This is a genomic window from Corynebacterium pseudodiphtheriticum DSM 44287, assembly GCF_000688415.1.
GTDB classification, from domain to species: domain Bacteria; phylum Actinomycetota; class Actinomycetes; order Mycobacteriales; family Mycobacteriaceae; genus Corynebacterium; species Corynebacterium pseudodiphtheriticum.
This window is the reverse complement of the sequence record NZ_JIAH01000006.1, coordinates 255,626-282,606: the sequence shown is the minus strand read 5'-3', so window position 1 is coordinate 282,606 and position 26,981 is coordinate 255,626. Positions and strand designations below refer to the sequence as shown.

The window sequence follows — 26,981 nt, the reverse complement described above, 5'->3', positions numbered from 1 at the left end:
GGACCCAATTTATGCGATCACCCTGCAGAAACCAGGCACCAACCCACCGATAAACCGAAGAGGTTACTAGCACTGGTCCAACAATTCGCCAAGCACTCGATGTTCAGCGTCAGTAGCCCATAACCCGTAAACATATTTCACGTGAACCTGGATACGCCCATAATCGCAACGAAAAGCCTTGTTGGGTGGCAACCAACTGGCAGCATCAGCTGCACCTTTCGCGCGATTGCTGGATGCGTCCACGGCCAAGAGATTAATCGGGTCATTCGCGAAATCACGGCGCTTAGTTTCACCCCATTCGAAAGCCCCCTTCACCCAGGCGTCGCCAAGCGCAACTACGTGTTCGATATCTACCTGATTGTCCCCACGACGAAAGTCAATGTGTTCACCGGTATACGGGCTAGTAAACTCGCCACTTTCCACAAGGCATCCATGGGTCCCATTGCGAACAGAGATCTGAGCTAGATCGCGTTGCAAAATATCATTGCGAGTATCACAGCCATTACGTCCACCAGCGACATTCACGTCGTCAGTCCACGCAGAACCAAAACGCTCCCTATCATAGCCGGTTTTCGGGGCTCGGCCTTTGATCTCCAAGCTCTGATGCATGGCACGGTAATCCAGCGAGTCGTCTGTATAGACACCTGGTTGCGCATGCGGAAACGGATGCTGCGCACTCTGATTCTCCGATGCTTCCGCATTCGTTTCCGCAGCCTGTGTGGTGGTAACCGTGGTAGACACCGTGGTAGTTGTAGTCGCACCAGCTTGCCCCTGGGTGGAATCTGCACCTCCAGAAACAGTGCAGCCTGATAACAGCACAGATACTGCCCCCATCAGGGCAATCCCCGTAGTTTTTCTTAGCGCTCGCATAGTGCGCTTAGATTACCACAGCTTTTGCTATAGTTGACACGTCATACAGTTTCCGTTTTAGAGAGAGCAATCACGCATGCCACAAACAGATGATTGGGCCGGAGACGCCCACAACGCCGCCACTAGCGGAGAATTCCGACGCGATACCAACTACATCGGGGACCGTATCCTCGCATCAGTAAGCACCACCCAGGCGCAACTAGCAGAGCAGAACGTCATGCATTGGCCAGTCCAACCACACCGGTACCGCCTGGTAGCGGCACGCGCCTGCCCCTGGGCACACCGCGCAGTGATAGTGCGCCGACTACTAGGTCTAGAAGACGTCATTTCCCTAGGGCTAGCCGGCCCTACACACGACAAACGTTCCTGGACCTTCGACCTGGACCCAGGCCAGGTCGATCCTGTACTACGCATTCCTCGTCTCCAGGACGCCTACTTTAACCGCTTCTCCGACTATCCCCGCGGCATCACAGTGCCTGCGCTAGTAGAAGAATCTAGCCGAAAAGTAGTCACCAACGATTTCTCGTCGCTCGTGCGCGATTTCCAGACCGAATGGACAAAATACCACCGCGAAGGAGCCCCGAACCTACTCCCACCGCGCGAGCAACACGCAGAAATGCACGAGATTAACGAGTTCATCTTCAAAAAATTCAACAATGGCGTCTACCGCTGTGGATTCTCCGCATCGCAAGAAGCCTACGAACAAGCCTACGCAGATGTCTTCGAAGTATTGGACTGGCTCGAACAGCGCCTAGCATCCCGGCGTTTCATCATGGGTGAGCACATCACCGAAACCGATATCCGGGCTTACGCTACCTTGATTCGCTTTGATGCCGTTTACCATGGTCATTTCAAAGCCAACCGCAACAAAATCAGCGAAATGCATAACGTCTACGGCTACCTGCGCGAACTATTCCAAACCCCTGGGTTTGGCGACACGACGGACTTCACCGAGATCAAACAACATTATTACATCGTGCACCGCGAAGTTAATCCTACGCAGATCGTGCCCGCTGGCCCAGACATGTCCGGGCTGGCACAACCACACGGGCGTGACCATCTAGCTGGTGCACCATTCGCGGAAGGCACCAGCCTCCCCGGCGCACTACCCGAAGAAGAAAAACTAAAAAACCCGACCCAAATGCAACGCGAACTTTTCCGCTTACATTAGGTCGGGTAGAAAACTAAACGCCCATCCGATTAATCGGCTTGCGATCGCTTCTCTTCTTTTTCAGAAGGAGACTCATCTGCAGGCCGCACGGAATCCTGGGCGAGAGAATCCGCATAAGTATCTGCCGTCTTTTCTTCCTTGGCTTCTGCTTGGTTTTCGTCGGCAAGCAACTTGTAGTCTTCGCCGATGCTGAAATCGACATCATCGTCATCATCCAGCTGGGTGGCGACTTCATCCGAAATGTAGTTGTACAGTTCCTTGTCGCCCAAGTTGGACTCCGAAACCAACTTCTGCATTTCTTCGTTGTGCTTCTTTTCAAGTTCCTTATCAGGGTGCAAAGACAAGTACATCAGTTGGCGCAAGCGCGCGCGTTTAGTGGCTTCATCGCGAATCCGCGAGAAAGACTTAATCCAGGCACCAACCAGCACCACAACCATGAACATGCCCATGTAACCCAGAACTGGGTAAACGTATTGCATCAGGATGTCGAAGCCGATAAAGCTGACGGCAAATCCCAGCAAGGTGCCCACAATGAAGATCACGCGGTACTGGTTCTCGCGGCCAGCGGAAAGGCGCTTACCGAGAGCGTAGAACATACCAATTGCGGTGTTAAACACCATGGCGAAGATCACTAGCGCCATGATCAGGCCGAGGTTTTCGTTGATGTCATCAACCAGGGTGAGCATCGGAATCGAGGTTCCATCAATCAACTCTGCATTGAACAACATCGCCATGGTCGCCAGGACCAACATGATGGCGTAAGCGATACCACCGAACAAGCCACCCCAACCAGCTTCACGTGGATCCAGGTAGTCGCCACCAATAACCAAGGTCATCGAGACCGCAAGGATCAACGCAAGACCGTTGTAGTTAAGAGCCGACAACAGCCAGTTACTAATTGGGCTCTCAATTTCAGCAGAACGTTGCGCAACCAAATTCACATCGTCTGGCCAGTTGAAGAAGGTATAGATGGCAACAGAAACAATCGCGATGATAATCAACGGCGTAAGCAAACCGATGATGCGCGAAACTTTATTGACATCCAACATTCCGGCTACAAGAACCAGCACCAGCATAACCGTGGAACCAATCCATGGCTGCCACCCGAACTGCTGCTCTAAGTTAGAACCGGCACCTGCAAGCATCACAAAGCCGATAGAGAACAGGGTGATGACTACCGAAATGTCCAACAAGATGGAGACGATTGGATGTGTGGTGCGTTTAAACACCAAGCGGTGTTCGCGGGCATGGAAATAACTGCCCAATTGCAGAAACACAGTTCCAGCCAGGGCCATAATGATGCCTGCTACCGCAGCACCTGCTAGCCCCCACATTCCATAGGACGAGAAATACTGTACGACCTCACGGCCGGTTGCAAAACCTGCACCGACAACGAGGCCCACAAAGGACAGGGCAATACCTGTAATGCGTGTATAAGACACGAATCATCGCTCTTTCTTAGTGTAAGAACATTGTCTTCGAAGAATTGACGTTCCTACGATACACGCACTAAGGCATTTTGTATTGTTGAGCGTTTATTCCGCTAGCTTTTCCGCGATCAATTTGTTGACTTGACCTGGGTCAGCTTTACCCTGCGTAGCTTTCATCACGGCACCGACGATAGCGCCAGTGACTTTCTTGTTTCCGGCGCGGTACTTCTCCACAATATCCGGGTTATCGGCCAAGGCGTCATCAACTGCTTTTTCAATCGCACCATCATCACGAACGACCTCAAGACCGCGCTTGGCGACGACCTCGTCGACATCACCTTCGCCTTCCAAAACCCCGTCGACGGCCTTACGCCCCAGCTTCGTGGTCAACTTTCCTTCCTTGACCAACTCCACGACGCGCGCAACCTGTGCCGGGCTAATCTGCAACGCAGCCAGTTCCAGGCCACTTTCGTTGGCCTTACCAGACAAGTAAGAAACCCACCAGGCACGAGCCTCATCGGCGGTCGCACCGTGCTCCGTAGTCTCAATGATTAGCTCGAGCGCACCCGCGTTGACGAGATCACGCATCTCTTTATCTTTCAGGCCCCACTCTTCCTGAATACGCGCACGGCGAATCCACGGCATTTCTGGAAGGGTCTGCTTGATTTCTTCTACCCATTCGCGCGGAGCAGATACCGGTGGCAAGTCTGGATCGTTGAAATAGCGGTAATCTTCCGCAGTCTCTTTCGGGCGTCCCTGGGCCGTCGAACCGTCCGACTCCTGGTAGTGGCGAGTTTCCAGGGCAATCTCTTCGCCGTTATCCAATGCATAAGCTTGGCGCTGCATTTCGAACCGTACGGCCTGCTCTACTGATTTCAACGAGTTGATGTTTTTCGTCTCGGTACGAGTTCCGAATTCCTCGCTGCCCTTTGGACGCAAGGAAAGGTTGGAATCTACTCGCATTGATCCCTGATCCATGCGAGCATCAGAGACGCCGAGCGCTGCAACCAGTTCACGTAAAGCGGTCACATAAGCGCGAGCAACCTCCGGGGCCCGCTCGCCGGCGCCGACGATTGGCTTAGTCACAATCTCGATCAACGGAATGCCAGCACGGTTGTAATCAACCAATGACGCAGTCGCACCGTGAATACGACCATCAGCGCCACCCAAGTGGGTCAACTTGCCGGTGTCTTCTTCCATATGCGCGCGCTCAATTTCTACACGCCACTCGGTGCCGTCATCCAATACCACATCGAGGTAGCCGTCGTAAGCAATCGGCTCATCGTACTGCGAAATTTGGTAGTTTTTCGGCTGATCCGGATAAAAATAATTTTTCCGGGCAAACCGGGAAGATTCTGCAATCTGGCAATTCAATGCCAGGCCAATCTTGATAGCCCATTCCACGCCTTTGGCGTTAACTACAGGCAGTGCGCCAGGAAGCCCCAGCGACACCGGATCGACATTTGAGTTTGGTGCATCACCGAAATGCGCCGAGGAGGTAGAAAACATCTTGGTTTCCGTCCCCAACTCAACATGGACCTCAAGACCCATCACCGGGTCGTACTTTTCTAGGACTTCGTCGTAGTCCAGCAAATCATACATCGCAGCAGTCATAGCCACCATGGTAATGGTTTTGGCCGGGACTTCGTGCACGGGGCTTCAGCACCGCTATTTAGCCGAACAGCGCCTGGGCAATTTCGTAACGACGCATAGGCACAGTTTTGAGCCTAGAGACGACTTCTGCCAGCGGAAGCGTCTCGATATACTCTCCTTTTAACACCACGCAGGAGCCGAATTCGCCGCGATGGGCCGCGCGGGTGGCATGCACGCCAAATCGGCTGGCGAGGACACGGTCAAACGCGGTGGGGGTACCTCCACGCTGCACATGTCCCAGTACGGTGGTCCGCACGTCATAACCAGTAGAACGTGATATTTCCTCCCCGATCAACTGCCCCATACCACCGAGCCGACGGTGGCCGAATTCGTCGACCCCCTTGTCATCAACCGCCATAGTGCCTGGTCGCGGTTGCGCACCTTCCGCGACCACGATAATGCCGTACTTCTCCCCCATCTGGAAACGCCGTTCCATCGACTTGGTGATTTCACTGACATCGAAAGGAACTTCCGGAATCACGATATGGTGAGCACCTCCGGCTAAACCTGCGTGCAAAGCAATCCATCCGGTATGCCGCCCCATGACTTCCACGATAAAGATCCGCTGGTGTGATTCCGCAGTAGCGTGCAGGCGGTCAATTGCGTCAGTAGCAACCGCGACTGCACTATCAAATCCAAAGGTGTAATCAGTTGCCAACACATCATTATCAATGGTTTTCGGCACGCCAATCACAGGGACACCGTTATCAGCCAACCATTTCGCGCCTTTCAGCGTGCCTTCACCGCCAATTGCGATTAACGCATCGACGCGGGCGTCAGCAAGATTATCCTTGATCGTTTCTAAATTAGCTTTGAAAATATCCGGGTGTAAGCGTCCGGTTCCTAAAATAGTGCCACCGCGAACCAAAATCTTATCGATGGCGTCATCGTCGTAAAGGTCGACACGATCGTCATCCAACAAGCCCAACCAGCCGTCGCGGTAACCGACGACAGTGGAATCATGTTCCTGATTCGCCGTGCGAACGACGGCACGGATAACGGCGTTCAGACCTGGACAGTCGCCGCCCGAAGTCAATGTGGCAATACGCATGCTTCTACTGTAGGCAAGCCAGCGCAGAGTTGCAGCGTGCGGTACGTCTCGCTACCGACTACTCCCAATTTTTAGCATTCTCGCCACAGCCACGAATACCTGTTGCCGGCCGAATTCTAAATAGTTTTACGATAAAACAACGAGGTCAACAAACCGATGGCCAATACCACCACGAGCAACAAGAGCGCATTGGCAGCCCCCACCGCTAAACCCGAAGCAGCGACAGTGATTTGCAGCAACGCCGATAAAATAGACACACCGAACACCGAGCCTAATTGCCGCGCGGTGTTATAAACGCCTGAGGCAGCACCCATGATTCGAGGTTCCACATCACGCATGGTAGTAGCCGAGTTCGTGCCCCAGACAAAAGACTGGCCGATTCCCAAAAGGCTCACGGCAACCGCAAGCCACCAGAGAGGAAACTCATGAGCCATGATCCACCAGCATGCTGCGCACGCACTCAGCATCGTGCTAAACCCAGCGACGACAAGATTGCGCGGATGGAATTTATCCGCCATGATGCCCGCGATCGGCGACACAAATAACGAGGTCAACGCCATAGGAACCATCAACAGACCCGCGCTAGCAGAGTCCAAGCCCTGACCGTCTTGCAACCACAGCATGATCGGTAGCATCAACGACGCCGCCATAAAACCCATGCACGCGATGATGATAATCCCCAGCCGGTAATTGTGATTCCGGAATAAAAACAACGGGATCATGGCTTCCACGCCACGTGCCTGCGCAGTAGCTTGCAACCTAATAAAGCCATACAAACCAGCGATGCCGGCCAACAGCATGAGCCAAATCCACCACGCCCAGTCGGCCTCCGGCGCCTGCTGGATCGCACCAACCAATAACAGCATAGAAAGCAAGGACACTGCCACGGACAGTGGATCTAGCTTTCGGGCATAGGTCGGCATACGAGGTACCCACAGCGTCGCCAAGACAACGGCTAGGACGCCTAAAGGCACGTGGATAAGAAATACCGCCTGCCATGAAGACGAGTTAATTAGTGCGCCACCGAGTACCGGCCCGGTAATCGCAGCTACCGAGCCGATAATTCCCCATACCCCTAACGCGCGCCCACGACGCTCACGGGCAAAAACTCGGTTGATTACCGACATAGTCTGCGGCATTTGAATGGATGCGCCGAGTCCTTGTAAGCAACGAGCAGCAATCAATAATTCGATACTAGATGCTGTAGCGGAAGCGACCGCACCAATAACAAAGACGGTAATACCAATGCGAAAGAGGCGTCTTTGTCCGAACCGATCTCCCAACCGGCCGGTAAACAACAAAGGAACCACCACGAACAGGAGAAACCCGGAAGATACCCAAAGGGTTTGTGCCAACGAAGCATCGAATTCTCGTCGTATGCTCGGAAGTGCCACCGCAACTAGGGTTTGATCCAGCAAAGACATGAAAAAGCCCAATGAGAGGGCGAACATAGCCTTCCATGCCTGGGCTTCTGGGAGCACTGTCGATTCGGCAGCGGTATGCCTATTTTCTGCGGACGTCTGTCGTCGGCCGTGCGAGGGAGTCACTCCGCTGATCCTAGCGCGGAACCAGTGCTGAGGCCTAGACTAACGGGCATGGCATTAATCGATAAGAAATCTCCGCAAGAAGTATCGACGGCAACCACCACCGCTTTCGGTTTGGTGGGCGGCTATCTCACCGCCGTCCAGACCGGAATCCGCCCCCTCGGTGGTGTGATACTCGGCTCTGCTGGTTACTGGGCGGCACGCTCGTGGGCTGCTAAGACCACTCCGGCAACCACGGCTGGATTGCTGGGCGGATACATCGCAGCATTCGGCCTATCGCACCCTTTGGCCAAGAAGATCGGCTCCTGGCCAGCAGTTGGCGTGGTAACCGCAGCCACCGCGGGTGCGGCGTACGCCCTATCCGATCGGAAATAAAGCACTGGTGGATCGTACCCGGCACCGCGCCTAATACTTGGCCAGCACCGGGTACGTCCTATTTCATTTTAATTGCGCACTAAAGCCTCGTAGGCTGCACCAACGCGGTACAAACGTTCGTCGGCGAAAGCCGGAGCCATAATCTGTAGACCGGTTGGCAACTGGGTATCTCCCGCCATACCAGAAGGTACGGACATACCGCAGACACCAGCCAAGTTCAACGGCAGTGTGCACAAGTCGAAGTTGTACATCGCGGTTGGATCTTCAACCTTTTCCCCCAGAGGGAAAGCTGTAGTCGGCGTCGTTGGTGATACCAGCACGTCGACTTTTTCGTATGCACGGGCAAAATCTTGCGCCACCAGGGTGCGAACGCGCTGCGCTTGTAGGTAATAAGCATCATAATAGCCGACCGACAACGCGTAAGTTCCGACCATGATGCGCCGTTTGACCTCTGGGCCGAAGCCAGCTTCGCGCGAAAGTTCCATGACCCGGTTAGCGGAATTTTCTCCGTCATCACCCACGCGCTTGCCGTATCGCATACCGTCGAAACGGGCCAAGTTGGATGACACTTCACACGGCATGATCAGGTAATAAGCTGCCAATGCGTCGTCGAAGTGCGGGCAATCTACTTCGACGACTTCCGCGCCATTATCCACCAGCGTCTGTACTGCCTTGTGATATTGCTCCATCACGCCAGGCTGCCATCCATCGCGTTCGAACTGCTTGATGACACCAACTTTGAGCCCGGTCAGATCGCCGTTTGCGCCCGCACGGGCGGCAGCAACAACGTCCGGGACCGCTTTATCGATACTGGTGGCATCGTAGGGGTCATGCCCCGCAATTACCTCATGCAGCAATGCGGTATCCAACACAGTGTTCGCACACGGGCCTGCTTGATCCAGTGAAGAAGCAGCAGCAATCAAACCATAACGCGAAACCGTGCCATAGCTGGGCTTCACACCGACAGTATTTGTCAGTGCGGCTGGCTGGCGAATCGAACCGCCGGTATCCGTACCAATGCCCAATGGTGCTTGCCCAGACGCCAAGGCTGCTGCCGTACCGCCTCCAGATCCGCCCGGGGTGCGGTTAGTGTCATAAGGGTTACGCACCGGCCCGTAGGCCGAGTTTTCGTTTGACGAACCCATAGCAAATTCATCCAGGTTAGTTTTTCCTAGGATAGGAATGCCTGCTTCGCGCAAGCGACGAGTCACGGTTGCGTCATACGGGCTACGGTAGCCCTCCAGCATTTTCGAGGCCGCGGTAGTCGGCGCATCAGTGGTAACCAGCAGGTCCTTCAACGCGAGCGGAACCCCAGCTAATGCAGAAGCCGGCTTTTCCCCGTTATCAAGGGCCTTATCCACCGCATCTGCAGCGGCCAATGCCTCTTCTGCACCAACGTGCAAGAACGAATTCAGAGTCTCGTTAGTGTCGTTGATGCGGTCCAGATACGCCTGGGTCACCTCACGCGAAGTAATCTCGCGGTCGTGGATACGCTGCGCCAAATCCGCCGCGGTTTCCGAGGTGATGCCATCTGTTGGGCGGGTAAATTCAGTCATTAATTCTCTACCTCTATCGCTTGTGCAGTATTTATCATGCGCTCACAGGTGAGCACTGAACTAGCCACGAATCTTGGGAACCACGAAACGGTCATCACGTACGTCCGGCGCCTGATCCAAAGCCTGCTCAGAATTCAGCGTGCGCACGACTTCGTCGCTACGCATGGTGGCGTTCACCGAATGTGGATGGCTCATGGGTTCTACCCCGGCAGTATCCACATTTTGTACCGCAGAAACAGCGTTCACAATGCCGTCAATTTGTTCTGCATAAGTCGCGATTTCTGCATCGCTTAAAGCAAGACGCGATAGCTTCGCCAGGTGCTCGATTTTTTCGCGGGATATTTCTGACACAGTCGATTCAATCCTTCAATATTCGTGAATCAATTTTCTCCCGTACTATGCTACGCCACTGGAACCTGTAGCTAAGCAACGCCTGATAGTCCGGTACGTGAGACAACAAAACAAGGTTTCGCCCAACTAAGCAACGCGCCAGATTGCTACGATGGTGACAGCGAACTCGAAGTTCAGAAAGTGGTGGCAATAAATCATGTCGTTTTTGATCCGTGTCCTGCTCCCAGACACCCCCGGAGCGCTCGGACAATTAGCTGACGCCATCGGCCAAACCGGCGGCAATATTCAATCCGTCGACATTATTGAAGCGTTTTCTGCTGATGCCGTCATGGACGATATCGTCGTCGACTTGCCCCAAGGAGTAATGGCAGATGCTTTAATTACTGCAGCCAACTCCGTTGACGGTGTCGAAGTTGACTCTATTCGGCCGTTTTCCGGCCGCGTCGACCGCCGCGGGCAAATCGAAATGTTGTCACATCTGGCGACCAACCGCGGCGGGTTACGTACGTCCTTACAAGATTTTGTCTCTGCTTTCCCGAAGGCCTTAACTTCGTCCTGGGCGATCATCGTCGACACAACCGACAAGATCACGCGCGTGGCTGCCTCCAGCGCCGCCCCAGAAGACGACGGTTCGATCCCTGCGGATATTGACATCACTTCTGCCCGTGTTTTGGTTGCCGATAGCGAAGACTGGATCCCTGATTCTTGGCGCATCTTGGATTCGGCTCTCGCTGGCGCGCCACTAGGCGACAGCGGACTGGTCTTAATCATCGGGCGCGCCGGCGGCCCAGACTACCTGGCCAGCGAAGTAGTACACCTGGGCCACCTGGGAAACATCCTGGGCAAGCTGATTGATTAGTGCTCAGCAATTAACGCGCCGTCGAGAAGCTGCACAAACTCCTCTTCCGACAAGATCCGCACGCCCAAATCACGAGCCTTGGTTTCCTTCGAGCCGGCGTTTTCTCCTGCCACCAAATAATCAGTCTTTTTCGAGACTGAACCGGTAGCTTTTCCGCCGCGCGAAACAATAGCTTCTTTGGCACTATCGCGGCTAAACCCTTCCAGCGTTCCGGTGACCACAATCGTCTTCCCTTCCAACGTTTGTTCCATACGTTGGGAGGCCTCGACTTCCATAGTCACCCCGGCCTGAGCCCACTTGTCGACGATGGCTCGATGCCAATCCACGCTAAACCAATCTTGCAGAGAATTGGCGATCGTCATTCCAACGCCATCCACATCGGCAATCTTGTCGACGTCGGCATCCCGCAATGCCTGCATCGAACCAAAACGCGTGGCCAATGCCCGTGCCGCAGTAGGCCCTACGTGCCGGATCGACAAAGCAATAAGCACACGCCAAAAATCAGCCTGCCGTGCGGTTTCTAGATTCTCTAAAAGTTTCCGACCCGAAGCATTGATCTCACGTTTAGTCTTGTCTTTTTTAACCGTACGGGTATAGACAGTGGAGTTCATCAGCACTTCTTCGTTGATGCCAAACAAATCTGATTCATCAACCACCACCCCACTGGCAATCAAATCGTGCGCTCCCTTTTCTCCCAAGGCTTCGATATCGAATGCTTTACGGGAGGCAAGATATTCCAAGCGCGCCCCTAGTTGTGCCGGGCAAGAGCGGGCATTCGGGCAGCGCCAATCGGCATCACCTTCTTTTTGCGGCGCTAGGGTGCTGCCACATGACGGGCATTCACTGGGGAATCTCCACTCATACTCGCTGCCATCACGCTGCGACACCACCGGCCCTAAAACCTCAGGAATGATCTCTCCGGCTTTTCGGATCACCACCGTATCGCCGATCAATACTCCTTTGCGTTTGACCTCTGTCTGGTTATGCAAGGTAGCCATCGAAACGGTAGTGCCTGCGACAAATACCGGCTCCATCACTGCGTACGGCGTCACACGACCAGTCCTACCGACGCCTACCTCAATCCGCAACAGCTTGGTGGTAACTTCTTCTGGCGGGTATTTAAAGGCGATCGCCCACCGCGGTGCGCGTGAGGTTGCTCCAAGCGCACGCTGCGTCGACAAGTCATCGACTTTGACGACCAGGCCATCCATTTCGAAGAAAGCATCATGGCGATGCTCTCCCCAGTACTCCACTTGTGCAAGGACTTCCGCACTGCTCGTTACCCGTTTGGTGTACGGCGATACCGGAAGCCCCCAAGCCTCCAAAGCCTTATAAGCATCCCACTGCGAGGCGGGTGCAAAACCTTCCCGGGCGCCAAGACCATGCGCGATCATGCGCAGCCGACGCTTCTTCACCTCTTCGGTATTTTTCATCCGCAAGCCCCCCGCTGCCGCATTACGCGGATTAGCGAATGTCTCTGGCTTTTTACCTTGCTCTTCAGCGAGTTTCACGCGTTCTTCGTTGATGACCGCGAAATCTTCGGGGTTCATATAAACCTCACCGCGAATTTCGATGAGTTCCGGAACCGGGTATTCCTCGGTAGCAGTGAGTTCGTGTGGAATATCCTCAATGACCCGGGCGTTGGCGGTAATGTCTTCGCCAGTGGTTCCGTCACCACGGGTGGCTGCTCGATCCAGCCGGCCATTGCGGTAGACCAAATCCACCGACAACCCATCGATTTTTAATTCGGTGAGGTAGGCCGGAGCCGGGGTACGCGCAAGCCAATCACGCAGCTCGCCGTCGTCAAAAGCGTTATCTAAGCTCAGCATAGGCGCCAAGTGCTCAACATTGGCGAAGCTGGACTCTTCGGGCACCGGCGCGCCGACTTCCATGGTGGGTGAGTCAGGCACCGCCAGTTGCGGGTAGTCTTTCTCCAGCTTCGCTAACCGACGAAGTAGCTCATCGAATTCCGCATCCGGAATTTCGGGTTGCTCGTTGTAATAGCGTTCACGGTGGTAGCGAACCTCGTCGGCAAGTTCATTCCAGCGGCGGCGCAATCCTGCTTCATCAAAACCTGCTTCATCAAAATCACTCACGTGCATCCATTCTAATAGGAGCCCAGCTTCCGTTGAATGTTCGAACCAGTGCGCCTGTCTGTGGACAAGCGCGTCTAGGCTGTAGGTCATGAGTTTCAACGCTTCCCGCATGCTTGCCTTCGACTTAGAAACAACCTCGAACATTCCTCAGGAGGCTCGGATTGTCACCTCTGCCCTGGTCTCAATTGAAGGCTCGACCGTGGATTCGCAAGAAATGCTGGCAAACCCCGGCATAGAAATTCCGCAACCAGCCACCGATGTACACGGAATTACTACGCAATACGCTCGCGAGCACGGCCAAGACCACGATGAAGTACTCGCAAAGACCATCGCAGCAATCAAGAAAGGCTGGGACGAAGGCAAAACGCTGATTGTTTATAACGCGAATTACGACCTGACTGTGCTCCGAAGTTTAGACGAGGATTTCACAGTGACCGGCCCCGTCTTTGATCCGTTCGTTATCGACAAACTGAAAGATAAATACCGCAAAGGGCCACGCACATTAAGCAAAGTGTGCGAGGAATACGGTGTACCACTGGATAACGCGCACGAAGCCACCGCCGATGCCATGGCTGCGGCTCGTGTTGCCTGGAAACAGGTGAACCAGCGGTTCCCGGAGTTAGCAAAGATGGACGATGGTGAGCTAATGGAGTATCAAGCCGTGGGTTACTACGAAATGCAGATGGAATTTAAACGCTACCTAGCTTCCCGTGACCGAGATGCCTCGTCGGTAGCAACTTCTTGGCCAATGCAGGGCTAATTGTAAGATTGGCAGCATGAAAAAGTCACTCGCAACCGCACTCATTGCCGGTGTAGCGGTGCTGTTTGGTGCCATTGCCCTGGGTCCACAACGCATTGCGCTCGCAGACCAAGCAACCGGCAATAAACGACTGGCTGCTGAACTAGCCGAATTAGCCGTTCCCGGACATAATCAGCTCACCGCATTGACTATCGACGATGGCGTGACAGAATACGCTGGTTGGGGTGCCGATAGCGAAACTGAGGTCGAAATCGGCTCAGTCACGAAGATGATGACAGCCGAGCTTCTGCGCCACGAAATCAAGAACAAAGAGGTGGAGTTAGACACCACCCTAGGCGAGTTAATCGACGAACTACACGAACCAGTCGCCTCGGTCACACTGGAAGAAGCCGTCAACCACACCGGCGGATTACCCCGGATGGCGGGAGTCAATTTCGCTTCAAACTTGGGCTTTTCCGTGCTGGGCACCAACCCATACGAAGGCATTGGGCGTGACGACATTTTTGCCGCTGCCAATGACATCGAAGAATTGGAAAACCGTGGTGAAGAACAATATTCCAACCTGGGTTTCGCATTGCTCGGCTGGGCGCTAGCAGAAAATGCCGGCACCACCTACGAAGAAATGCTTAACGACGTACTTTTCCGGCCGTTAGGCATGCACGATACCTACGTGGCTAGCCAACCGCTTCCCGACGATCAACCGGCAGGCCTACTCAACAACGGGCGGCATGCTCAGCCCTGGGTGACGGAAGGTTATGCACCTGCGGGCATGGTGCGCTCCACCGCTGCTGATATGGCGAAATTTGCGGAATATCTCTTAGAACAAGGCCTGCCCGATTACGGTTGGGCTCCAACCGTTTCTACAGACGACAAAGACAGCGGCGCAGGTTGGCACAACGGACAAACTGGCGGCTATTCTGCCATGCTGGTCGTCGCGCCTGAGACTGCACGAGCTGCCTTCGTCGCAGGCAATACCCCGCGTGGTGTAGAACAAATTGGATTGCAGCTAGCAGGAGAGGAAGTACGGTAATGAACGCAATCATCAACCTCGTCCTGGTATTCTTGTTGATTTTCAACTGGGGATTTGCCGCGTGGAAAGCGCGGGAGAAAAAGGGCTCCTTATCGATCCAAATCATCAACTTATTGGTGAATATCGGGCTAACGATGTTCATTGCCTACGTCGTCGCCTGGAACTCCTTGGTTCCCATTTGGGTCTGGTGGGGTTTAGCCGTGCTCATGGCCGCATCGGTAACGCTCATCGTTTATTACATGCTGGAAAGCCATAACCGCAAGGTTTCCAGTTAGAGGTCTCCGATATCCTCGGCCAGCATGCGCGCTACCTCCCTGCTAAGCCGGTAAGTGCGAGCACAATCCAAGATGGTCTTTCCGGGTATCCCCGGTTGCGGGCAAATATCAATCAATCGGGAACCCGCCAGCCGCTCGATGCCGAGAGTGTCGAGCAAGCGGGCAATCCGCACGGCAAGGCGGCGGGGATTTTCTCCCCGATCATCCCAGATCAGATCTGGAGGCACGCAAGCCAAACCAACCCGTACCCCGGCATCAATCAACTCGGCGAGCTGATCAAGTTTCGCAGTGCCAGTTAACTGGTGTTGATCAATGATGATTTCCCGTACTCCGCCACTATTGCTGACGCTTGCTTGCTGCTTATTGTCAGCAACCGCATCAGCAATCACCTGATGTAACGCGTCGTGATCTGTCTCCGAAACATTGAGATATTCAACTGGCCCTTCGGAACAACGTGCCAACAAAGCTGCGAAATCATCTGGGTCCAGCGGGGCAATTTTGTGGTAGTCCGTCGCACCCCGAATTTCGCCGCGCACGCACTGGGCTAGGTATGGTTCGTCAATTTGCAGCACGGTCGTGGCAGAAAAACGCCGAGTCACATCGGCACGGAAATTCGCAATCCCCACAGCCAGAGCATCAGCAAGATCGAATAACGCCGAACGGTCACTAAGCACACGATGGCCGTCGGCAAGCTCGATCTGGCTTGCCAAGCTCACCGGACCCATGACCTGTAATTTGATCTCCTGTCCTGCGTGCTGCCAGGTTTCTTCGAGCACATCAATGTCACGCTCGCGGAGATCTTTTAAGAACCAAGACCACCGTTGTGGGCGGGCGCTCAGCTGCCAACTACGAGCTCCGCGATCAACACTTAATGATTCCAGCAGCGCAGCGCTATAACCAACTGCGTCGGATCCCAATCCGCGTTGCGGCAAATGCGGCAAGTGTAACTGGTCACCAAATTCACTGATAACCATGTCCCCGGCTGCCGCCATCGAAGTGCCGGCCAGCGGACCAAGCGCTAGTGAACCCGGGAAAAGTTTTGCCGCTTGTTCTTGCTCTCCAGGTTGGTGCTGTGCCTCCGCTGATTGCAACGTTCGAAACTCCATCCGGCTCGTCAGCCCTAGCCCTAAGAACCTGTAGAACAGATAGTTCCAGAGCCCAGCACAATATCGCCCAAACCATCATCGGTTGGCATATACAACACAGCTGCCTGGCCGCGTGCTACGCCTGAAAGCGGTTCTTGCAAGTCCAAATGCATCGAGTCAGCTTCACGATCCACCACCGCACGACACGGCACCACAGAGCCGTGCGCACGCACCTGCACCAAACAATTCAGCTCGCCCTCCATCGCCGGATGCAGATATTTCAGTCGGTCGGCACCGATAGTCTGGATGCGTAAGTCTTCACGCGAGCCCACAGTCACAGTTCCAGTGTTGGCGTCGATATCAGTGACATAGCGCGGACGACCATCCGCTGCGGGGGTTTTAATATCCAGCCCCTTGCGCTGGCCAATCGTATAATTCCACGCCCCGTCGTGCTCTTTCAGCTTTTCTCCGGAATTCTTATCGACGATCATGCCTGGGCGCATGCCAATCGAACGACCCAAGAATGCTTGGGTCCGCCCATCCGGGATAAAACAAATATCATAAGAATCGGGCTTCGCAGCTGTAGAAAAACCATAGCGAGCTGCTTCTTCCCGAATCTGCGGCTTCGGTGTATCGCCAACCGGGAACATGCAATGGGCTAGCTCATCAGCGCTAATCACCCCAAGCACGTACGACTGGTCTTTATTTTGGTCCGGTGACCGACGCATATAACCTTCATCGTCAATGGTGGCATAATGCCCGGTAGCGACGGCATCAAAGCCCAGAGCCATGCCTTTTTCCAGCAACGCACGGAATTTAATCTTCTCATTGCAGCGCAGACACGGGTTCGGGGTTTCCCCGATCGCATAAGAATCAACGAAATCATCAATGACTTCTTCTTTAAAGCGCTCAGAAAAATCCCAAACATAGTACGGGATACCCAGCTTGTCGCAAATGCGACGGGCATCGGCGGCGTCTTCCAACGAGCAACAACCACGCGCTTTTTCCCTGGTTTGCTGTGCATCTTGGTGCAGAGCCAAATGCACGCCAACCACATCGTGGCCAGCTTCTACCGCGCGTGCAGCTGCCACTGATGAATCGACGCCGCCGGACATTGCAACCAATACTCGCATGCCTCATAGTTTAAGCCCAGTGTCAAAGCCATGCTTTCAGCCTTCACCAGAGACGAGATCTACCTGCAAAATCCGTCGGCAAGCCCCGTAGAATGACACGCTATGGGACGCAAACGGGCAAGAAACCAAGCGCAAACAGCTTCATCAATCATCGGACGATATGAGATCAGCACAGGGTATGCGGAGATCAAGCCTGATTCATTCCACGACAACGGCTACTACCTTTATGTCAACGGCGTTCCCAGCTCGCACGTACTGCTCGGCGAACCAGACTATTTGGATTTTGCGTATATGCGCTGGTTTGCAGCCAGCATAGAAGAATTCGTACGCGCACACAGCTGGGATACAGGCCGGCTACGAATCACACACCTGGGCGGCGCAGGCTGTTCCATGGCCCGCTACCTAGCGTGGCGTTGGCCAAAAACTCGCCACACCGTCGTGGAACTCGACACCAGCTTAGGTGAACAGGTACGCAATTGGTTCGATATACCACGCGCCCCAACTGTAAAAATTCGCCCTGGCGAGGCAGCTGAGGCCACTGCCAATTTTCGCCCAGCCAGCCGAGACATCATCATTCGCGATGTGTTCTCTGGCGATACCACCCCGCGCTCGCTCACAAGCACAGAGTTTTACCAGCATGCGCATCAAGCATTAATACCTGGCGGCCTTTTTGTTGCTAACTGCGGTGCACGCCACGGCGCCGCCGAAGTACAAGAAGAAGTTTCCGGTTTAGACAGGTTTTTCCGCCAAGTAGCGCTGATAAGCGATGCGGGTACGCTGCAAGGCCGCAGTGGCGGAAACATAGTACTCCTGGCGTCCGATTCTGAGCTACCGCAGGCGGGAACTCCTATTTACGATCAAATGCGCAGTGCGCTACTTCGAGGTGCCATGCCCGCAAAATATCTTGATGCCGCACAGACACAACAGTGGGCTCAGGAATAGCAGACCAGGGCTAGAGGCCTGCAACTTTTCGGGCGGTGGCAATAATATCCGGCAGCTGTTGGCACACAACCGCTATATCTTCTTCAGTAGTGCTGTACCCAAGACTAAATCGCAATGCACCACGCGCACGCGCCTCGTCAGTTTCCATGGCTTCAAGCACATGACTGAAACGATTTACCCCGGCTGCGCACGCTGATCCTGTGGAAACCGCAATACCTGCGCGGTCCATCAGCATGATCAAACTATCACCATCGGTGCCTAAGAAAGAGACGTGGAGATGCGTCGGTAAAGCTGGCTCTACCGTGTTAACAACTACATCATCGATATGCGTGGTGATAAAGGAACGCAGTTTATCTCGTAACTGCGCCAGGCGCACACGTTGTTGTTCATGCTCCTCTAAAGATTCCCGCAATGCCGCTGCCAAACCCGCTGCACCAGCGACATCGACGGTACCTGGACGAATTCCACGTTCTTGTCCGCCACCCAAGTAGACCGGTTTCGGCGCCGGGGTACGTTTCGCTAACAACAAACCAGCGCCCCGTGGCCCACCAAATTTATGTGCGCTAGCCGCCAAGGTAGTCGCCTGTAATTCATGGAAATGAATCGGAAGCTTGCCGACGGCTTGCACTGCATCCACGTGCAAGGGAGTCCCGGCTGCTGCTGCACGTTCAGCAATTTCGGGGATCGGCTGAATGGTACCGATCTCATTGTTCGCATACATACAAGCGGCTACAGCCGCTTGGGTGTCGAGAGCAGAAAGATCACATACACGGGCCGCCCCGTCGACAGGAAGATCCACAATCTCTGCCCCCTGGCTAGCCAACGCGTTGGCTACGTCACGGATAGCAGAATGCTCCGAAGGCGGGAGGATAATCCGCCTCGATTCGCTAGCGGCGTATAAACCCTGCAGAGCAATATTGTCGGCTTCGGTACCAGAGGCGGTAAAAATCACCTCAATCGGTTCACACCCCAATAGCTCCGCAACGGACTCGCGTGCGGAATCCAGAACACTACGCGCTTTCCTACCCGCAGCGTATTGCCCGTTTGGGTTCAGTTCACCGGCTGCGTGCACCCACGCGTCAATCGCCGACTGGCGCATAGGAGTAGTGGCAGCGTGATCAAGGTAAGTCATAGACTCCACTCTACTTCCCTATTCCATGGCGCCACGAGGCCCTGCCCACGGCGCCAGTGCGTCCTCGCTGAACCTAGCTCTGTGCTCGTGCTCGTAGCTCCGCAGTTAGGGCGGGCGCTATCTCATGCAAATCGCCCACTACACCCAGATCTGCGACGGCGAAAAACGGCTCATCCGCATCCTGGTTGACGACGATGATGTGTTCTGCAGTCTGCATACCTGCTAGATGTTGGATTGCACCAGAAATTCCGAGACCGATATACAGCTTCGGGCTGACGGTCACACCGGTTTGTCCAATCTGGTGTGCAGGAGCGTACATACCATCATCCACCGCATCACGCGTGGCGCCTACGGCCGCACCCAAGCTGTCTGCCAGTGGCTCGATAACGTCGGCGAAATTCTCTGCCGAACCGACTCCCCGTCCGCCAGCAACCACGTTTTTCGCTTGCAGCAAATCTGGCCGGTCGCCTTTGACGGCGGGAGTAAAGGAAGCAACACGTGCTTCATTCTCAGCGGCGCCGCCGAGCACAATCTTTTCGAGGTTGCCTGCCCCTTGCACGGGATTGGCTTCCGGTTCTACTGCACCGGGACGCAAGCTATACAACGGGCAATCACCCTCTGCTTGCGCAACAACATCCACTGAGCCACCAAAAATACTGTGTTGCGCAGTACCATCAGCATTGATGCCCACTACATCACTAAGAATTCCAGACGCCAGACGTGCACCCAGACGGCCGACGATTTCGTTACCCGCCGTGCCCGCGGCAACCACAATCGGGCCGGGATTCGACGCAGCAACTGTAGACAGCGCATCGACTTCTGGCAGCACTAAACGCTGCTCATAATCCGCAACCTCCGCAGAATAAATCTTGTCCACTCCGGCACTGGCAAGCTCGGCGGGCAGTTGTTCACAACCACCAGGTGCGCTGACGACGACAGCATGCACCGACCCCAAAGGCCGTGCTGCAGCAATCAATTCCTTACTAACCGGATTCAGTTGCCCGTTTTCATGTTCTATCAGCACGTATACGTGTGCCATATCAGTATTGCTCCCTAGTTCGCGAAGTTAAATGAGGTTGTTTTCTGCCAGGTAATCAGCAATTTTGCGAGCTTGTTCTTCCGGGCTTCCGGAATCGATCATTACACCAGCGCTGCGCGTAGGGCGCTGATTATGGCTGATCACATTCGTGGTGGCGTTAGCCGCTCCAACCATATCGGCATCCAGGCCGATGCCAGCTATATCAACCGTCTTCATCTCATGCTTTTTTGCTTGGCGTAAGCCTTTGAACTTCGGGAATCGCGGGCTATCAGCTTTATCAGTCACCGTCACTAATGCTGGTAGCTTAGCTTCGAGCTGCCAGGTGCCCCGGTTATCTTCACGAACCGCAGATACGGTATCTCCATCCACGGAAAGCGAGTGCACAGCAGTGAGCGCGGGAATCTCTTGGAATTCTGCTAGAAGTCCAGGCACGGTGCCAGTAGAACCGTCAGAGGAATAGTTACCCCCGATCACAAGCTGCACATCATCAATGGTCTCGAGCGCGCTATGCAGGGCAAAAGCAGTGCCCAAAACATCGCTGCCAGCCAGTGCCTCATCCGTGATATGCACCGCATCGTCGACCCCCATAGCAATCGCTTTTCTAAGAGCGTCCTCATGATGAGCCGGCCCCATGCTCAAAGCAATCACTTGATATTCAGAGCCTTGTTTCACTGCCTCTTCGCGAACCCGAAGGGCCTGTTCGACGGAGAACTCGTTGATCTCATCAATAATGACGTCGACAGATTCGCGATCCAAACGTGCGTCGTCACGCAACGTCTTGGTGGACCAGGTATCCGGCACGGTCTTCACCAAGACCACGATGGTTGGCATCATTGCCACCTGCCTTTCTTTCACAGTTCAGAATTTGTTTGTGCGGTTCGTTATTAATGCAGACGCGTCTGGTCTCTGAAGCGCATCATACAACGGTGCGCTGCACCTGCTCGTTACATGCGATAGGCGACCTACCGCAAACAACTGTACCACTCGGTCTAGTTAAAATAGACCGACCGTTGAATTAGATAGCTAAGATTATGGCATTTTCCCAATCCGATCTTCCGGTTGAAACTCCAAAAATTCTCGATACGCAGGATCTTCCCAACATTTACCAACAATCGGATGAATCACCGTTTCATCGGCGCACCGCATCGCCTCATCAACAGTCTTACACCCGGCTAGTTTTTGTAACTGCGCCCATGTAGGCAAAACAAACCGAACTAACCCTGCTCGCCAACCGTCGAGAAGCAGCTGCGGGGAAAACCAATTCGCGTCTTCCGCTTCGCCGCCCGGATCAGGAGCCGGGCGCTGACCATCAGGAACACGGGCAACAAAAGAAAAAGTATCGAACCACAGATGCGTACGATCAGATTTTCCGACCCACCGGGCCCACGGACGCAACAAATCCGAGCGAACCTTCAAATCATGTTTGTGCATGAGATCAGATAGCGCGATCTCATGCGATTCCAAGCTGCGACGCGCATAATCATATGGAGCCACGTTCGCAATTGGTGCACCGTCGCCATGTACCGCCAATAGCGCGCCTGCTTCTTCGAAAAGTTCTCGGACTGCAGCAAACACCAACGCGTGGGCTTTATACTTATTGGTTTCCATTCTGCGCGCCAGCGAAACTGCCGATGGCCCGCACCAATGTTCACCAGAGTCCCACGATCGAGCCGGGAAATCGCGATGATCAACCCCGCCGCCAGGAAACACAGTAATTCCCGGAAAATTGCGCATGGTCGACACCCGCTCTTGAGCGAAAACTTCAAGACCTTGCACACCATCGCGGACCAACAAGACGGTGGCCGCCAACCGAGCCCCCCGGTAACCAGTCATTTCCGCCGGATCAATCGCATCTATTTGATCGCTATGATGCTGACAGTGAAATTGCGTATGCGTCGAAAAATCTGGCATGAAAACCTCAACCGACCTATCCGGCGCGGTGCGAACCACGGCCCCGACTCGTACGCCGAGCAAAAAAGCGTGATCCCAACCGATCCACCTGAATCGGTTGATGGAAGGCTTTCGTGAGGTTTTCTGAAGTCAAAACATCATCCAGCAAACCTTGTGCCACGACTTCGCCTTCGTCCAGCAGCATGGCGTGAGTGAAACCTTCCGGGATCTCTTCCACATGATGGGTAATCATCACGATTGCTGGTGCATCAGGATCCAACGCGAGCTCACCCAGATACCCAACCAGATCCTCTCGTCCCCCTAGATCCATACCTGCAGATGGTTCATCCAAAATCAACAGTTCTGGATCCGTCATCAAAGCGCGAGCCAGCAAAACTCTTTTTCGTTCGCCCTCCGACAGCGTTCCCCAAGTGCGCTCCATAAGGTGAAAAGCACCAACCTGCTCCAGGGTATCGTAGGCTCGTTCAAAATCCAGTGATTCGTAGTCTTCCCGCCAACGGCCTAGCACCGCATAACCAGCAGAAACCACTAAGTCGTCTACACGTTCACCAGCAGGAATACGGTTGGCGAGAGCCGCGGAAGAAATTCCGACCATCGCTCGTACGTCACGCATATCGGCAGCCCCAAATCTCTGCCCCATCACGAAAGCAGTACCTTCCGAGGGAAATTCTTCGGCTGAAGCCATACGAACCAATGAAGTTTTACCGGCCCCATTGGGACCAATAATTACCCAGCGCTCATCCAGCTCGACCTGCCAGTCGACAGGTCCAACCAAACGATTTCCACCGCGGCGTAATCCGACTTGTCGGAAATCGATCAACAAGTCTTCGCTAGTTTCAGGTGTGAGATGTGCGGAGTTCGAAGTCATAATCTAAATCGTCTCTTTCTTCGCGGTGCAAAAACTATTCCTAAGTTCTCCAGGATTGAATGAGCTTCCGGCCTTGCCGCGGTTTTCTAGGCTCAGATCACGCAGTCTCAAACTCATGGATACTCCTCTTCTAGCTTATGCCACGACCCGAAAAAGGGGATGAAAAGTCTCAAGCGCCAGACCAGATCTTTCTCACCGTTAATCCCAGTCAATTTAGGACTCATCGAGAACGGAATGCTGCAAACGCTGCCTTGCACTGGAACTCGCGAATAGTTCTTAAAATAATGCGCTCGCCAAATCAGTACGAGCTTGTTTTACCCGTGGGTCTGCCGGATCAAATAATTCGAACAACGAGATAACCCGGGTCCGCAAACGATCTTTGTCTGCACCTGCAGTCAGCTTCATAGTGGAAATCAGACGAGCAAAAGCTTTCTCTGGGACCCCGGCTAATACCTCGGCGTCAGCAGCATCGAGTTGCTTACCGACGTCGTGCGGCGCCGCATCTCCATCTTGTACAGCATCACCGCTGCGGTTTGCTGGATCGAACCGCTCGATGACTTCCACGGTCTTAAGAGCTAAATCAGCCTGTTTGTCGTCTGGATTATCCTCCAAAATAGCATCATAATGCTCACGTGCCTGCCCATAATCTCCTCTAGCCAGGGCTTGTTCAGCAGCATCGTGCCGCGGGTCGATTTCCGAATCAGTATCCTGCTTTCCAGTAGCATCTGCTGGATTAACGATTGGCTGCGATGTTCCGGGCAGTTTAGAACCAATCTGTTGAATTAACGCGTCCACCCACTGCTGCAAAACCCCAACGGGTTGAACACCTTGAAATTGAGTGAGCGGCTGCCCTTGCCCCAAAGCCACCACAGTTGGTACCGCTTCTGCTCTAAAAGCTTGCACGATGGCTGGGTTTTTATCAGCATCCACATAACCGAAAATAATCTTGCCCAGCGTGGAATCTTTTACAACCAGCTCTTCAAAGTTGCGCTTCATCTCATCCGACTCAGCAGCTCTCGAAGTACCCAGCAACACGACAACGGGCACTTCCGCAGAACGACGAACCACATCAGTTTCGAAATTGTGCTCGTTTACCTCGAAATAAGCAGGTATTTGCGTCCCTGTGCCGCGATCTGGGCGTGCGTTTCCGGTATGACCAGTCGCGCCTGTGCCGGCGGAATTAGCTAAGCCAGCGGTGTTTGCACCACCGGCGGTTGCTTGGGCACGATTTTTCAGTTGTTGCAGATCCACCGCCGATGCGGCGAAACGTGCTGGTTCTTGCCTAGCTGAATCAGGGCGGTCCCCGGGGTTCTGGTCGGCTGGTTGCTGCGGAATAGTCATTAAAATTCTGCCTTCCTAAAAATCCTCAAGGTTGTGATGGGAACTAGCAACCAAGAAAATCGGCGATAGAGCTAGAGCTTCACAACGATCTGTCTTCATTGTTTTCAGCGGGACCGCGGTATTAATCCCCTCTTGATGCATTCTCCGAAGTTTCTGCGAGATGCCGGTTCACGGCGTCGACCTTGGCAGTCAAACCGTTGGTTACGCCCTGGCGAATATCCGCTTTGATAACCAGTGAAACACGTGGAGAAACAGCCTCTACTGCGGAAGTCGCTTTCTTAATCACCGCGAAGACCTCATCCCACTCACCTTCCAATAAGGTAAACATCGAATTTGTCTCGTTCGGCAGCCCCGATTCACGGACGACGCGCACGGCCTCAGCGACCGCTTCAGACATTTCACCAGTCTCATTTGTGGTAGTGGGTGCTACAGAAAAAGCCACAATCATATCTTCCAGGCTACCTGTTTCTGCAAAGACAACGCGCACCGCATTCTTAACGACGCTGCCAACAGCGCGCATGCCAATGACGGCGATCATCCCCTCGCCCACCGGAATCGCGCGGCCAAGCAACAATATGCGCGACCCCCGGCGGAATGTCGAGATTGCAGCCAGGGCACACATAGTATTTAACTGCGCGCAGCGCCGCGATCTGCCGATATTGATACGGCCTACCGAAATCCCAACTTGGGCCTTCAGTCACTTGTGTGCCAAACAGGGAACCCCCATCAGCCGGGATACTGAACGGCCTATGTTGCGCCCGCCATGCTTTACCTGACTTCTTGCCTTTTGGGCCGCGAGGTTTCTTCGCTCCCACTTAAAACAACCGCAATTCGTTAGTTTCCAGCCCGCGCAGTTCTTGATAATCCAGCGTCACACACCGAATACCCCGGTCTCGGGCCAGGGCTTTGGCTTGTTCTTTAATTTGTTGTGCCGCAAACACTCCATGCACTGGAGCCAAGAGGCTATCCCGGTTCAACAGCTCAAGATACCGAGACAGCTGCTCAACCCCATCAATACCACCGCGACGTTTAATCTCAACAGCGACGGTTTCACCAGCCGCATTGCGCGCCAAAATATCTACCGGGCCGATACCAGTCGGATATTCTCGGCGCACGAGTGTGTAACCATCACCAAGCGTCGTAATATGTTCCGCAAGCAATTCCTGCAAATGCGCTTCCACCCCGTCTTTGACCAAACCTGGATCCTCCCCAAGATCGTGGCTCGAATCATGGAATACGCGATGCAGAGTAATGCGCAACTGCTCACCTTGGGGGTTTTCAACTACCCAAAGTTTTTCTTCAGTATCTTCCCCATCGATATCAGTAATCGGGGATTCGGCCAATGTACACGGAGAAGTCATCCAGTTCAGCGGTTTATACGCACGGTTGTCCGCATGGACCGAGACAGATCCATCCGATTTGACCATGATCAAGCGATCAGCAGCGGGCAAATGGGCATCCAACCTGCCGACATAGTCGACAGAACATCGGGCAATCACTAAACGCATGCCCACTACCCTAGCGCAGACGCTGCGGCTTGTACCTTTCTTGCCGGCTATCCGGAGCAGATTCCAGCCATGAGCAGAGTGCCATCGCCGTAGCGTTATCTACGGCTAATTCAAAGTGGTCGTCGGGCGTCGATACTTCGAGCACCTGAAGTGATGAGGACATAAAAGAACCCTCGGCATCTGTCACTGAACGTTGACGGTGGAGCGTCAATTCTTGACGTTCGAGTATTACATCTGCAGAGGGTGATAATGAACGAAGCTTGTACATATTTAGCTGCTGGCCATCACAGACTATCCGGCCATGACGCCAGCCGTGTGTACCCTTCGCAGGAAGACGCCGAGCTATGACCGCATTGCCTTTCGACCGCAGAGTGAAGAACCTCCACGCAGCCAAGCCTGCGACGAAAACTAGCGCCAATAATACGCATACTGGTAAGAAGCTACCCATAATATCCTGCATTAAGCTGCCACCTTAACTAACAGAAGAGATTTCAAACCAGTTTAATGCGTGAGATAGCGTTTGTGAAATGTTTTCATCGGCAAACTGCGGTACGTACGCAAAAAGGCTTTTCCCAAGTTTGGGAAAAGCCTTTCCGATTAACCGTCTGTGTTGGAGCCAGACAGCAGGATTAGATTAACTCTGCGCGACGCTGGGCACGGCGTGCGGTAATTCCGTGCGCACGGACGTATTCATCGTCGGAGGTTTCGTATTCTTCGACGGTAGAAGAATCCCACTCTTCAGATGTGATCGCCCAATCAGCCAAGACCGTAACCTTCTCCTTGGATACGGAGAGGAAACCGCCCTGTACGCCAAAGACAACACGATCGCCATTGGCACCGGTAATCGTCACAACACCGTTGTCCAACAACTGACCGAGTAGGGGCTGGTGCCCAGGCAACACGCCGAGCTCACCATCGGTGGTCTCAGCAGTGACCATGGTGGCCTGGCCGGACCAAAGCTTACGGTCGACCGCGACGAGTTCCACGGTGAATTCAGCCAT

28 protein-coding genes are annotated in these 26,981 nt (G+C 54.0%); 7 read left to right on the top strand and 21 right to left on the bottom strand.

Features of this window, described 5'->3' with window-relative positions:
- Positions 1–66: 66 nt before the first annotated feature.
- Complete coding sequence (locus tag O146_RS11080) at positions 67–834, bottom strand: HNH endonuclease family protein (protein WP_051619247.1); 768 nt, start codon at positions 832–834, stop codon at positions 67–69.
- A 112-nt stretch (positions 835–946) separates the two neighbouring features.
- Between O146_RS11080 and O146_RS0104350 the strand changes: the two genes are divergently transcribed.
- Positions 947–2,041 carry a glutathione S-transferase C-terminal domain-containing protein gene (locus tag O146_RS0104350; RefSeq protein WP_027017762.1) on the top strand — a complete coding sequence of 365 codons (1,095 nt, stop codon included), beginning with the start codon at positions 947–949 and terminating at the stop codon, positions 2,039–2,041.
- A gap of 29 nt (positions 2,042–2,070) precedes the next feature.
- Here the strand turns inward: O146_RS0104350 and O146_RS0104345 are convergent, their stop codons facing one another.
- The 4 genes from O146_RS0104345 to O146_RS0104330 all read right to left on the bottom strand — a co-directional run bounded on the left by O146_RS0104345 (position 2,071) and on the right by O146_RS0104330 (position 7,722).
- Positions 2,071–3,483: a YkvI family membrane protein gene (locus tag O146_RS0104345; RefSeq protein WP_027017761.1), complete on the bottom strand. Its 1,413-nt coding sequence runs from the start codon at positions 3,481–3,483 to the stop codon at positions 2,071–2,073.
- 93 nt (positions 3,484–3,576) lie between these two features.
- A complete protein-coding gene (gatB, locus tag O146_RS0104340; RefSeq protein WP_027017760.1) occupies positions 3,577–5,085 on the bottom strand; it encodes an Asp-tRNA(Asn)/Glu-tRNA(Gln) amidotransferase subunit GatB in 1,509 nt (502 codons plus the stop codon).
- 58 nt (positions 5,086–5,143) lie between these two features.
- Entirely contained in the window at positions 5,144–6,175 is a 1,032-nt protein-coding gene (locus O146_RS0104335; protein WP_023019615.1) for a 6-phosphofructokinase, read from the bottom strand.
- Between the two features lie 116 nt (positions 6,176–6,291).
- The gene (locus tag O146_RS0104330) at positions 6,292–7,722 is read right to left on the bottom strand and encodes an MFS transporter (protein ID WP_272696771.1); all 1,431 of its coding nucleotides are present in this window, start codon (positions 7,720–7,722) and stop codon (positions 6,292–6,294) included.
- A gap of 48 nt (positions 7,723–7,770) precedes the next feature.
- Between O146_RS0104330 and O146_RS0104325 the strand changes: the two genes are divergently transcribed.
- On the top strand, positions 7,771–8,094 hold the full coding sequence (locus O146_RS0104325; protein ID WP_021353126.1) for a hypothetical protein: 324 nt from the start codon (positions 7,771–7,773) through the stop codon (positions 8,092–8,094).
- A 68-nt stretch (positions 8,095–8,162) separates the two neighbouring features.
- Here the strand turns inward: O146_RS0104325 and gatA are convergent, their stop codons facing one another.
- The gene (gatA, locus tag O146_RS0104320) at positions 8,163–9,650 is read right to left on the bottom strand and encodes an Asp-tRNA(Asn)/Glu-tRNA(Gln) amidotransferase subunit GatA (RefSeq protein WP_027017757.1); all 1,488 of its coding nucleotides are present in this window, start codon (positions 9,648–9,650) and stop codon (positions 8,163–8,165) included.
- Positions 9,651–9,710: 60 nt separating this feature from the next.
- Positions 9,711–10,001, bottom strand: coding sequence for an Asp-tRNA(Asn)/Glu-tRNA(Gln) amidotransferase subunit GatC (gene gatC, locus O146_RS0104315; protein ID WP_021353124.1), 291 nt, complete (start codon positions 9,999–10,001; stop codon positions 9,711–9,713).
- A 196-nt stretch (positions 10,002–10,197) separates the two neighbouring features.
- On the opposite strand from gatC, the gene O146_RS0104310 reads away from it, so the two are divergent.
- Positions 10,198–10,860 (top strand): ACT domain-containing protein, encoded by a 663-nt coding sequence (locus O146_RS0104310; RefSeq protein ID WP_021353123.1) that lies wholly within the window; start codon positions 10,198–10,200, stop codon positions 10,858–10,860.
- Here O146_RS0104310 and ligA read toward each other — a convergent pair.
- Positions 10,857–12,962 (bottom strand): NAD-dependent DNA ligase LigA, encoded by a 2,106-nt coding sequence (gene ligA / locus O146_RS0104305; RefSeq protein ID WP_035000583.1) that lies wholly within the window; start codon positions 12,960–12,962, stop codon positions 10,857–10,859. The genes O146_RS0104310 and ligA overlap by 4 nt on opposite strands.
- An 82-nt stretch (positions 12,963–13,044) precedes the next feature.
- On the opposite strand from ligA, the gene O146_RS0104300 reads away from it, so the two are divergent.
- From O146_RS0104300 to O146_RS0104290, 3 genes are read left to right on the top strand one after another with little or no spacing between them, the layout of a single operon-like run.
- The gene (locus tag O146_RS0104300) at positions 13,045–13,716 is read left to right on the top strand and encodes a 3'-5' exonuclease (RefSeq protein ID WP_021353121.1); all 672 of its coding nucleotides are present in this window, start codon (positions 13,045–13,047) and stop codon (positions 13,714–13,716) included.
- Between the two features lie 16 nt (positions 13,717–13,732).
- Positions 13,733–14,746 carry a serine hydrolase domain-containing protein gene (locus tag O146_RS0104295; RefSeq protein ID WP_023019620.1) on the top strand — a complete coding sequence of 338 codons (1,014 nt, stop codon included), beginning with the start codon at positions 13,733–13,735 and terminating at the stop codon, positions 14,744–14,746.
- Positions 14,746–15,021 (top strand): hypothetical protein, encoded by a 276-nt coding sequence (locus O146_RS0104290; RefSeq protein WP_023019621.1) that lies wholly within the window; start codon positions 14,746–14,748, stop codon positions 15,019–15,021. Before O146_RS0104295 ends, O146_RS0104290 begins: the two co-directional genes overlap by 1 nt.
- Here O146_RS0104290 and O146_RS0104285 read toward each other — a convergent pair.
- Positions 15,018–16,127, bottom strand: a complete 1,110-nt coding sequence (locus tag O146_RS0104285) for a uroporphyrinogen decarboxylase/cobalamine-independent methonine synthase family protein (RefSeq protein WP_023019622.1) — start codon at positions 16,125–16,127, stop codon at positions 15,018–15,020. The genes O146_RS0104290 and O146_RS0104285 overlap by 4 nt on opposite strands.
- Positions 16,128–16,147: 20 nt before the next feature.
- Entirely contained in the window at positions 16,148–17,239 is a 1,092-nt protein-coding gene (gene mnmA, locus O146_RS0104280) for a tRNA 2-thiouridine(34) synthase MnmA (protein WP_024272798.1), read from the bottom strand.
- Positions 17,240–17,341: 102 nt separating this feature from the next.
- Between mnmA and O146_RS0104275 the strand changes: the two genes are divergently transcribed.
- Entirely contained in the window at positions 17,342–18,181 is an 840-nt protein-coding gene (locus O146_RS0104275) for a spermidine synthase (RefSeq protein ID WP_023019623.1), read from the top strand.
- A 10-nt stretch (positions 18,182–18,191) separates the two neighbouring features.
- Here O146_RS0104275 and O146_RS0104270 read toward each other — a convergent pair whose 3' ends face one another.
- From O146_RS0104270 to O146_RS0104225, 11 genes are all read right to left on the bottom strand, one after another.
- The gene (locus O146_RS0104270) at positions 18,192–19,313 is read right to left on the bottom strand and encodes a cysteine desulfurase family protein (RefSeq protein ID WP_021353114.1); all 1,122 of its coding nucleotides are present in this window, start codon (positions 19,311–19,313) and stop codon (positions 18,192–18,194) included.
- Between the two features lie 73 nt (positions 19,314–19,386).
- Entirely contained in the window at positions 19,387–20,352 is a 966-nt protein-coding gene (locus tag O146_RS0104265; RefSeq protein WP_023019624.1) for an electron transfer flavoprotein subunit alpha/FixB family protein, read from the bottom strand.
- Between the two features lie 27 nt (positions 20,353–20,379).
- Positions 20,380–21,183: an electron transfer flavoprotein subunit beta/FixA family protein gene (locus O146_RS0104260; RefSeq protein WP_027017754.1), complete on the bottom strand. Its 804-nt coding sequence runs from the start codon at positions 21,181–21,183 to the stop codon at positions 20,380–20,382.
- A gap of 198 nt (positions 21,184–21,381) precedes the next feature.
- A complete protein-coding gene (locus O146_RS0104255; RefSeq protein ID WP_024272797.1) occupies positions 21,382–22,263 on the bottom strand; it encodes an NUDIX hydrolase in 882 nt (293 codons plus the stop codon).
- A 16-nt stretch (positions 22,264–22,279) separates the two neighbouring features.
- A complete protein-coding gene (locus O146_RS0104250) occupies positions 22,280–23,131 on the bottom strand; it encodes an ABC transporter ATP-binding protein (RefSeq protein ID WP_023019627.1) in 852 nt (283 codons plus the stop codon).
- A 276-nt stretch (positions 23,132–23,407) separates the two neighbouring features.
- Positions 23,408–24,472, bottom strand: a complete 1,065-nt coding sequence (locus tag O146_RS0104245) for a tetratricopeptide repeat protein (RefSeq protein WP_051619246.1) — start codon at positions 24,470–24,472, stop codon at positions 23,408–23,410.
- A 121-nt stretch (positions 24,473–24,593) separates the two neighbouring features.
- Complete coding sequence (locus tag O146_RS0104240; protein ID WP_024272796.1) at positions 24,594–24,920, bottom strand: MTH1187 family thiamine-binding protein; 327 nt, start codon at positions 24,918–24,920, stop codon at positions 24,594–24,596.
- Positions 24,921–24,966: 46 nt separating this feature from the next.
- Positions 24,967–25,209, bottom strand: coding sequence for a hypothetical protein (locus O146_RS12990; RefSeq protein ID WP_081820574.1), 243 nt, complete (start codon positions 25,207–25,209; stop codon positions 24,967–24,969).
- Positions 25,210–25,287: 78 nt separating this feature from the next.
- Complete coding sequence (nucS, locus tag O146_RS0104235; RefSeq protein ID WP_023019631.1) at positions 25,288–25,980, bottom strand: endonuclease NucS; 693 nt, start codon at positions 25,978–25,980, stop codon at positions 25,288–25,290.
- A 10-nt stretch (positions 25,981–25,990) separates the two neighbouring features.
- Positions 25,991–26,428: a DUF2550 domain-containing protein gene (locus O146_RS0104230; RefSeq protein ID WP_024272795.1), complete on the bottom strand. Its 438-nt coding sequence runs from the start codon at positions 26,426–26,428 to the stop codon at positions 25,991–25,993.
- 181 nt (positions 26,429–26,609) lie between these two features.
- Positions 26,610–26,981, bottom strand: a complete 372-nt coding sequence (locus O146_RS0104225; RefSeq protein ID WP_021353105.1) for a F0F1 ATP synthase subunit epsilon — start codon at positions 26,979–26,981, stop codon at positions 26,610–26,612.

Excerpts from the sequence above, each read along its gene's own strand:
- O146_RS11080 (WP_051619247.1), bottom strand. The coding sequence starts at position 834 with ATGGGGGCAGTATCTGTGCTGTTATCAGGCTGCACTGTTTCTGGAGGT.
- O146_RS0104350 (WP_027017762.1), top strand. The coding sequence starts at position 947 with ATGCCACAAACAGATGATTGGGCCGGAGACGCCCACAACGCCGCCACT.
- gatB (WP_027017760.1), bottom strand. The coding sequence starts at position 5,085 with ATGACTGCTGCGATGTATGATTTGCTGGACTACGACGAAGTCCTAGAA.
- O146_RS0104335 (WP_023019615.1), bottom strand. The coding sequence starts at position 6,175 with ATGCGTATTGCCACATTGACTTCGGGCGGCGACTGTCCAGGTCTGAAC.
- O146_RS0104325 (WP_021353126.1), top strand. The coding sequence starts at position 7,771 with ATGGCATTAATCGATAAGAAATCTCCGCAAGAAGTATCGACGGCAACC.
- gatA (WP_027017757.1), bottom strand. The coding sequence starts at position 9,650 with ATGACTGAATTTACCCGCCCAACAGATGGCATCACCTCGGAAACCGCG.
- O146_RS0104310 (WP_021353123.1), top strand. The coding sequence starts at position 10,198 with ATGTCGTTTTTGATCCGTGTCCTGCTCCCAGACACCCCCGGAGCGCTC.
- ligA (WP_035000583.1), bottom strand. The coding sequence starts at position 12,962 with ATGCACGTGAGTGATTTTGATGAAGCAGGTTTTGATGAAGCAGGATTG.
- O146_RS0104300 (WP_021353121.1), top strand. The coding sequence starts at position 13,045 with ATGAGTTTCAACGCTTCCCGCATGCTTGCCTTCGACTTAGAAACAACC.
- O146_RS0104295 (WP_023019620.1), top strand. The coding sequence starts at position 13,733 with ATGAAAAAGTCACTCGCAACCGCACTCATTGCCGGTGTAGCGGTGCTG.
- O146_RS0104290 (WP_023019621.1), top strand. The coding sequence starts at position 14,746 with ATGAACGCAATCATCAACCTCGTCCTGGTATTCTTGTTGATTTTCAAC.
- O146_RS0104285 (WP_023019622.1), bottom strand. The coding sequence starts at position 16,127 with ATGGAGTTTCGAACGTTGCAATCAGCGGAGGCACAGCACCAACCTGGA.
- mnmA (WP_024272798.1), bottom strand. The coding sequence starts at position 17,239 with ATGCGAGTATTGGTTGCAATGTCCGGCGGCGTCGATTCATCAGTGGCA.
- O146_RS0104275 (WP_023019623.1), top strand. The coding sequence starts at position 17,342 with ATGGGACGCAAACGGGCAAGAAACCAAGCGCAAACAGCTTCATCAATC.
- O146_RS0104270 (WP_021353114.1), bottom strand. The coding sequence starts at position 19,313 with ATGACTTACCTTGATCACGCTGCCACTACTCCTATGCGCCAGTCGGCG.
- O146_RS0104265 (WP_023019624.1), bottom strand. The coding sequence starts at position 20,352 with ATGGCACACGTATACGTGCTGATAGAACATGAAAACGGGCAACTGAAT.
- O146_RS0104260 (WP_027017754.1), bottom strand. The coding sequence starts at position 21,183 with ATGCCAACCATCGTGGTCTTGGTGAAGACCGTGCCGGATACCTGGTCC.
- O146_RS0104255 (WP_024272797.1), bottom strand. The coding sequence starts at position 22,263 with ATGCCAGATTTTTCGACGCATACGCAATTTCACTGTCAGCATCATAGC.
- O146_RS0104250 (WP_023019627.1), bottom strand. The coding sequence starts at position 23,131 with ATGACTTCGAACTCCGCACATCTCACACCTGAAACTAGCGAAGACTTG.
- O146_RS0104245 (WP_051619246.1), bottom strand. The coding sequence starts at position 24,472 with ATGACTATTCCGCAGCAACCAGCCGACCAGAACCCCGGGGACCGCCCT.
- O146_RS0104240 (WP_024272796.1), bottom strand. The coding sequence starts at position 24,920 with ATGATTGTGGCTTTTTCTGTAGCACCCACTACCACAAATGAGACTGGT.
- nucS (WP_023019631.1), bottom strand. The coding sequence starts at position 25,980 with ATGCGTTTAGTGATTGCCCGATGTTCTGTCGACTATGTCGGCAGGTTG.
- O146_RS0104230 (WP_024272795.1), bottom strand. The coding sequence starts at position 26,428 with ATGGGTAGCTTCTTACCAGTATGCGTATTATTGGCGCTAGTTTTCGTC.
- O146_RS0104225 (WP_021353105.1), bottom strand. The coding sequence starts at position 26,981 with ATGGCTGAATTCACCGTGGAACTCGTCGCGGTCGACCGTAAGCTTTGG.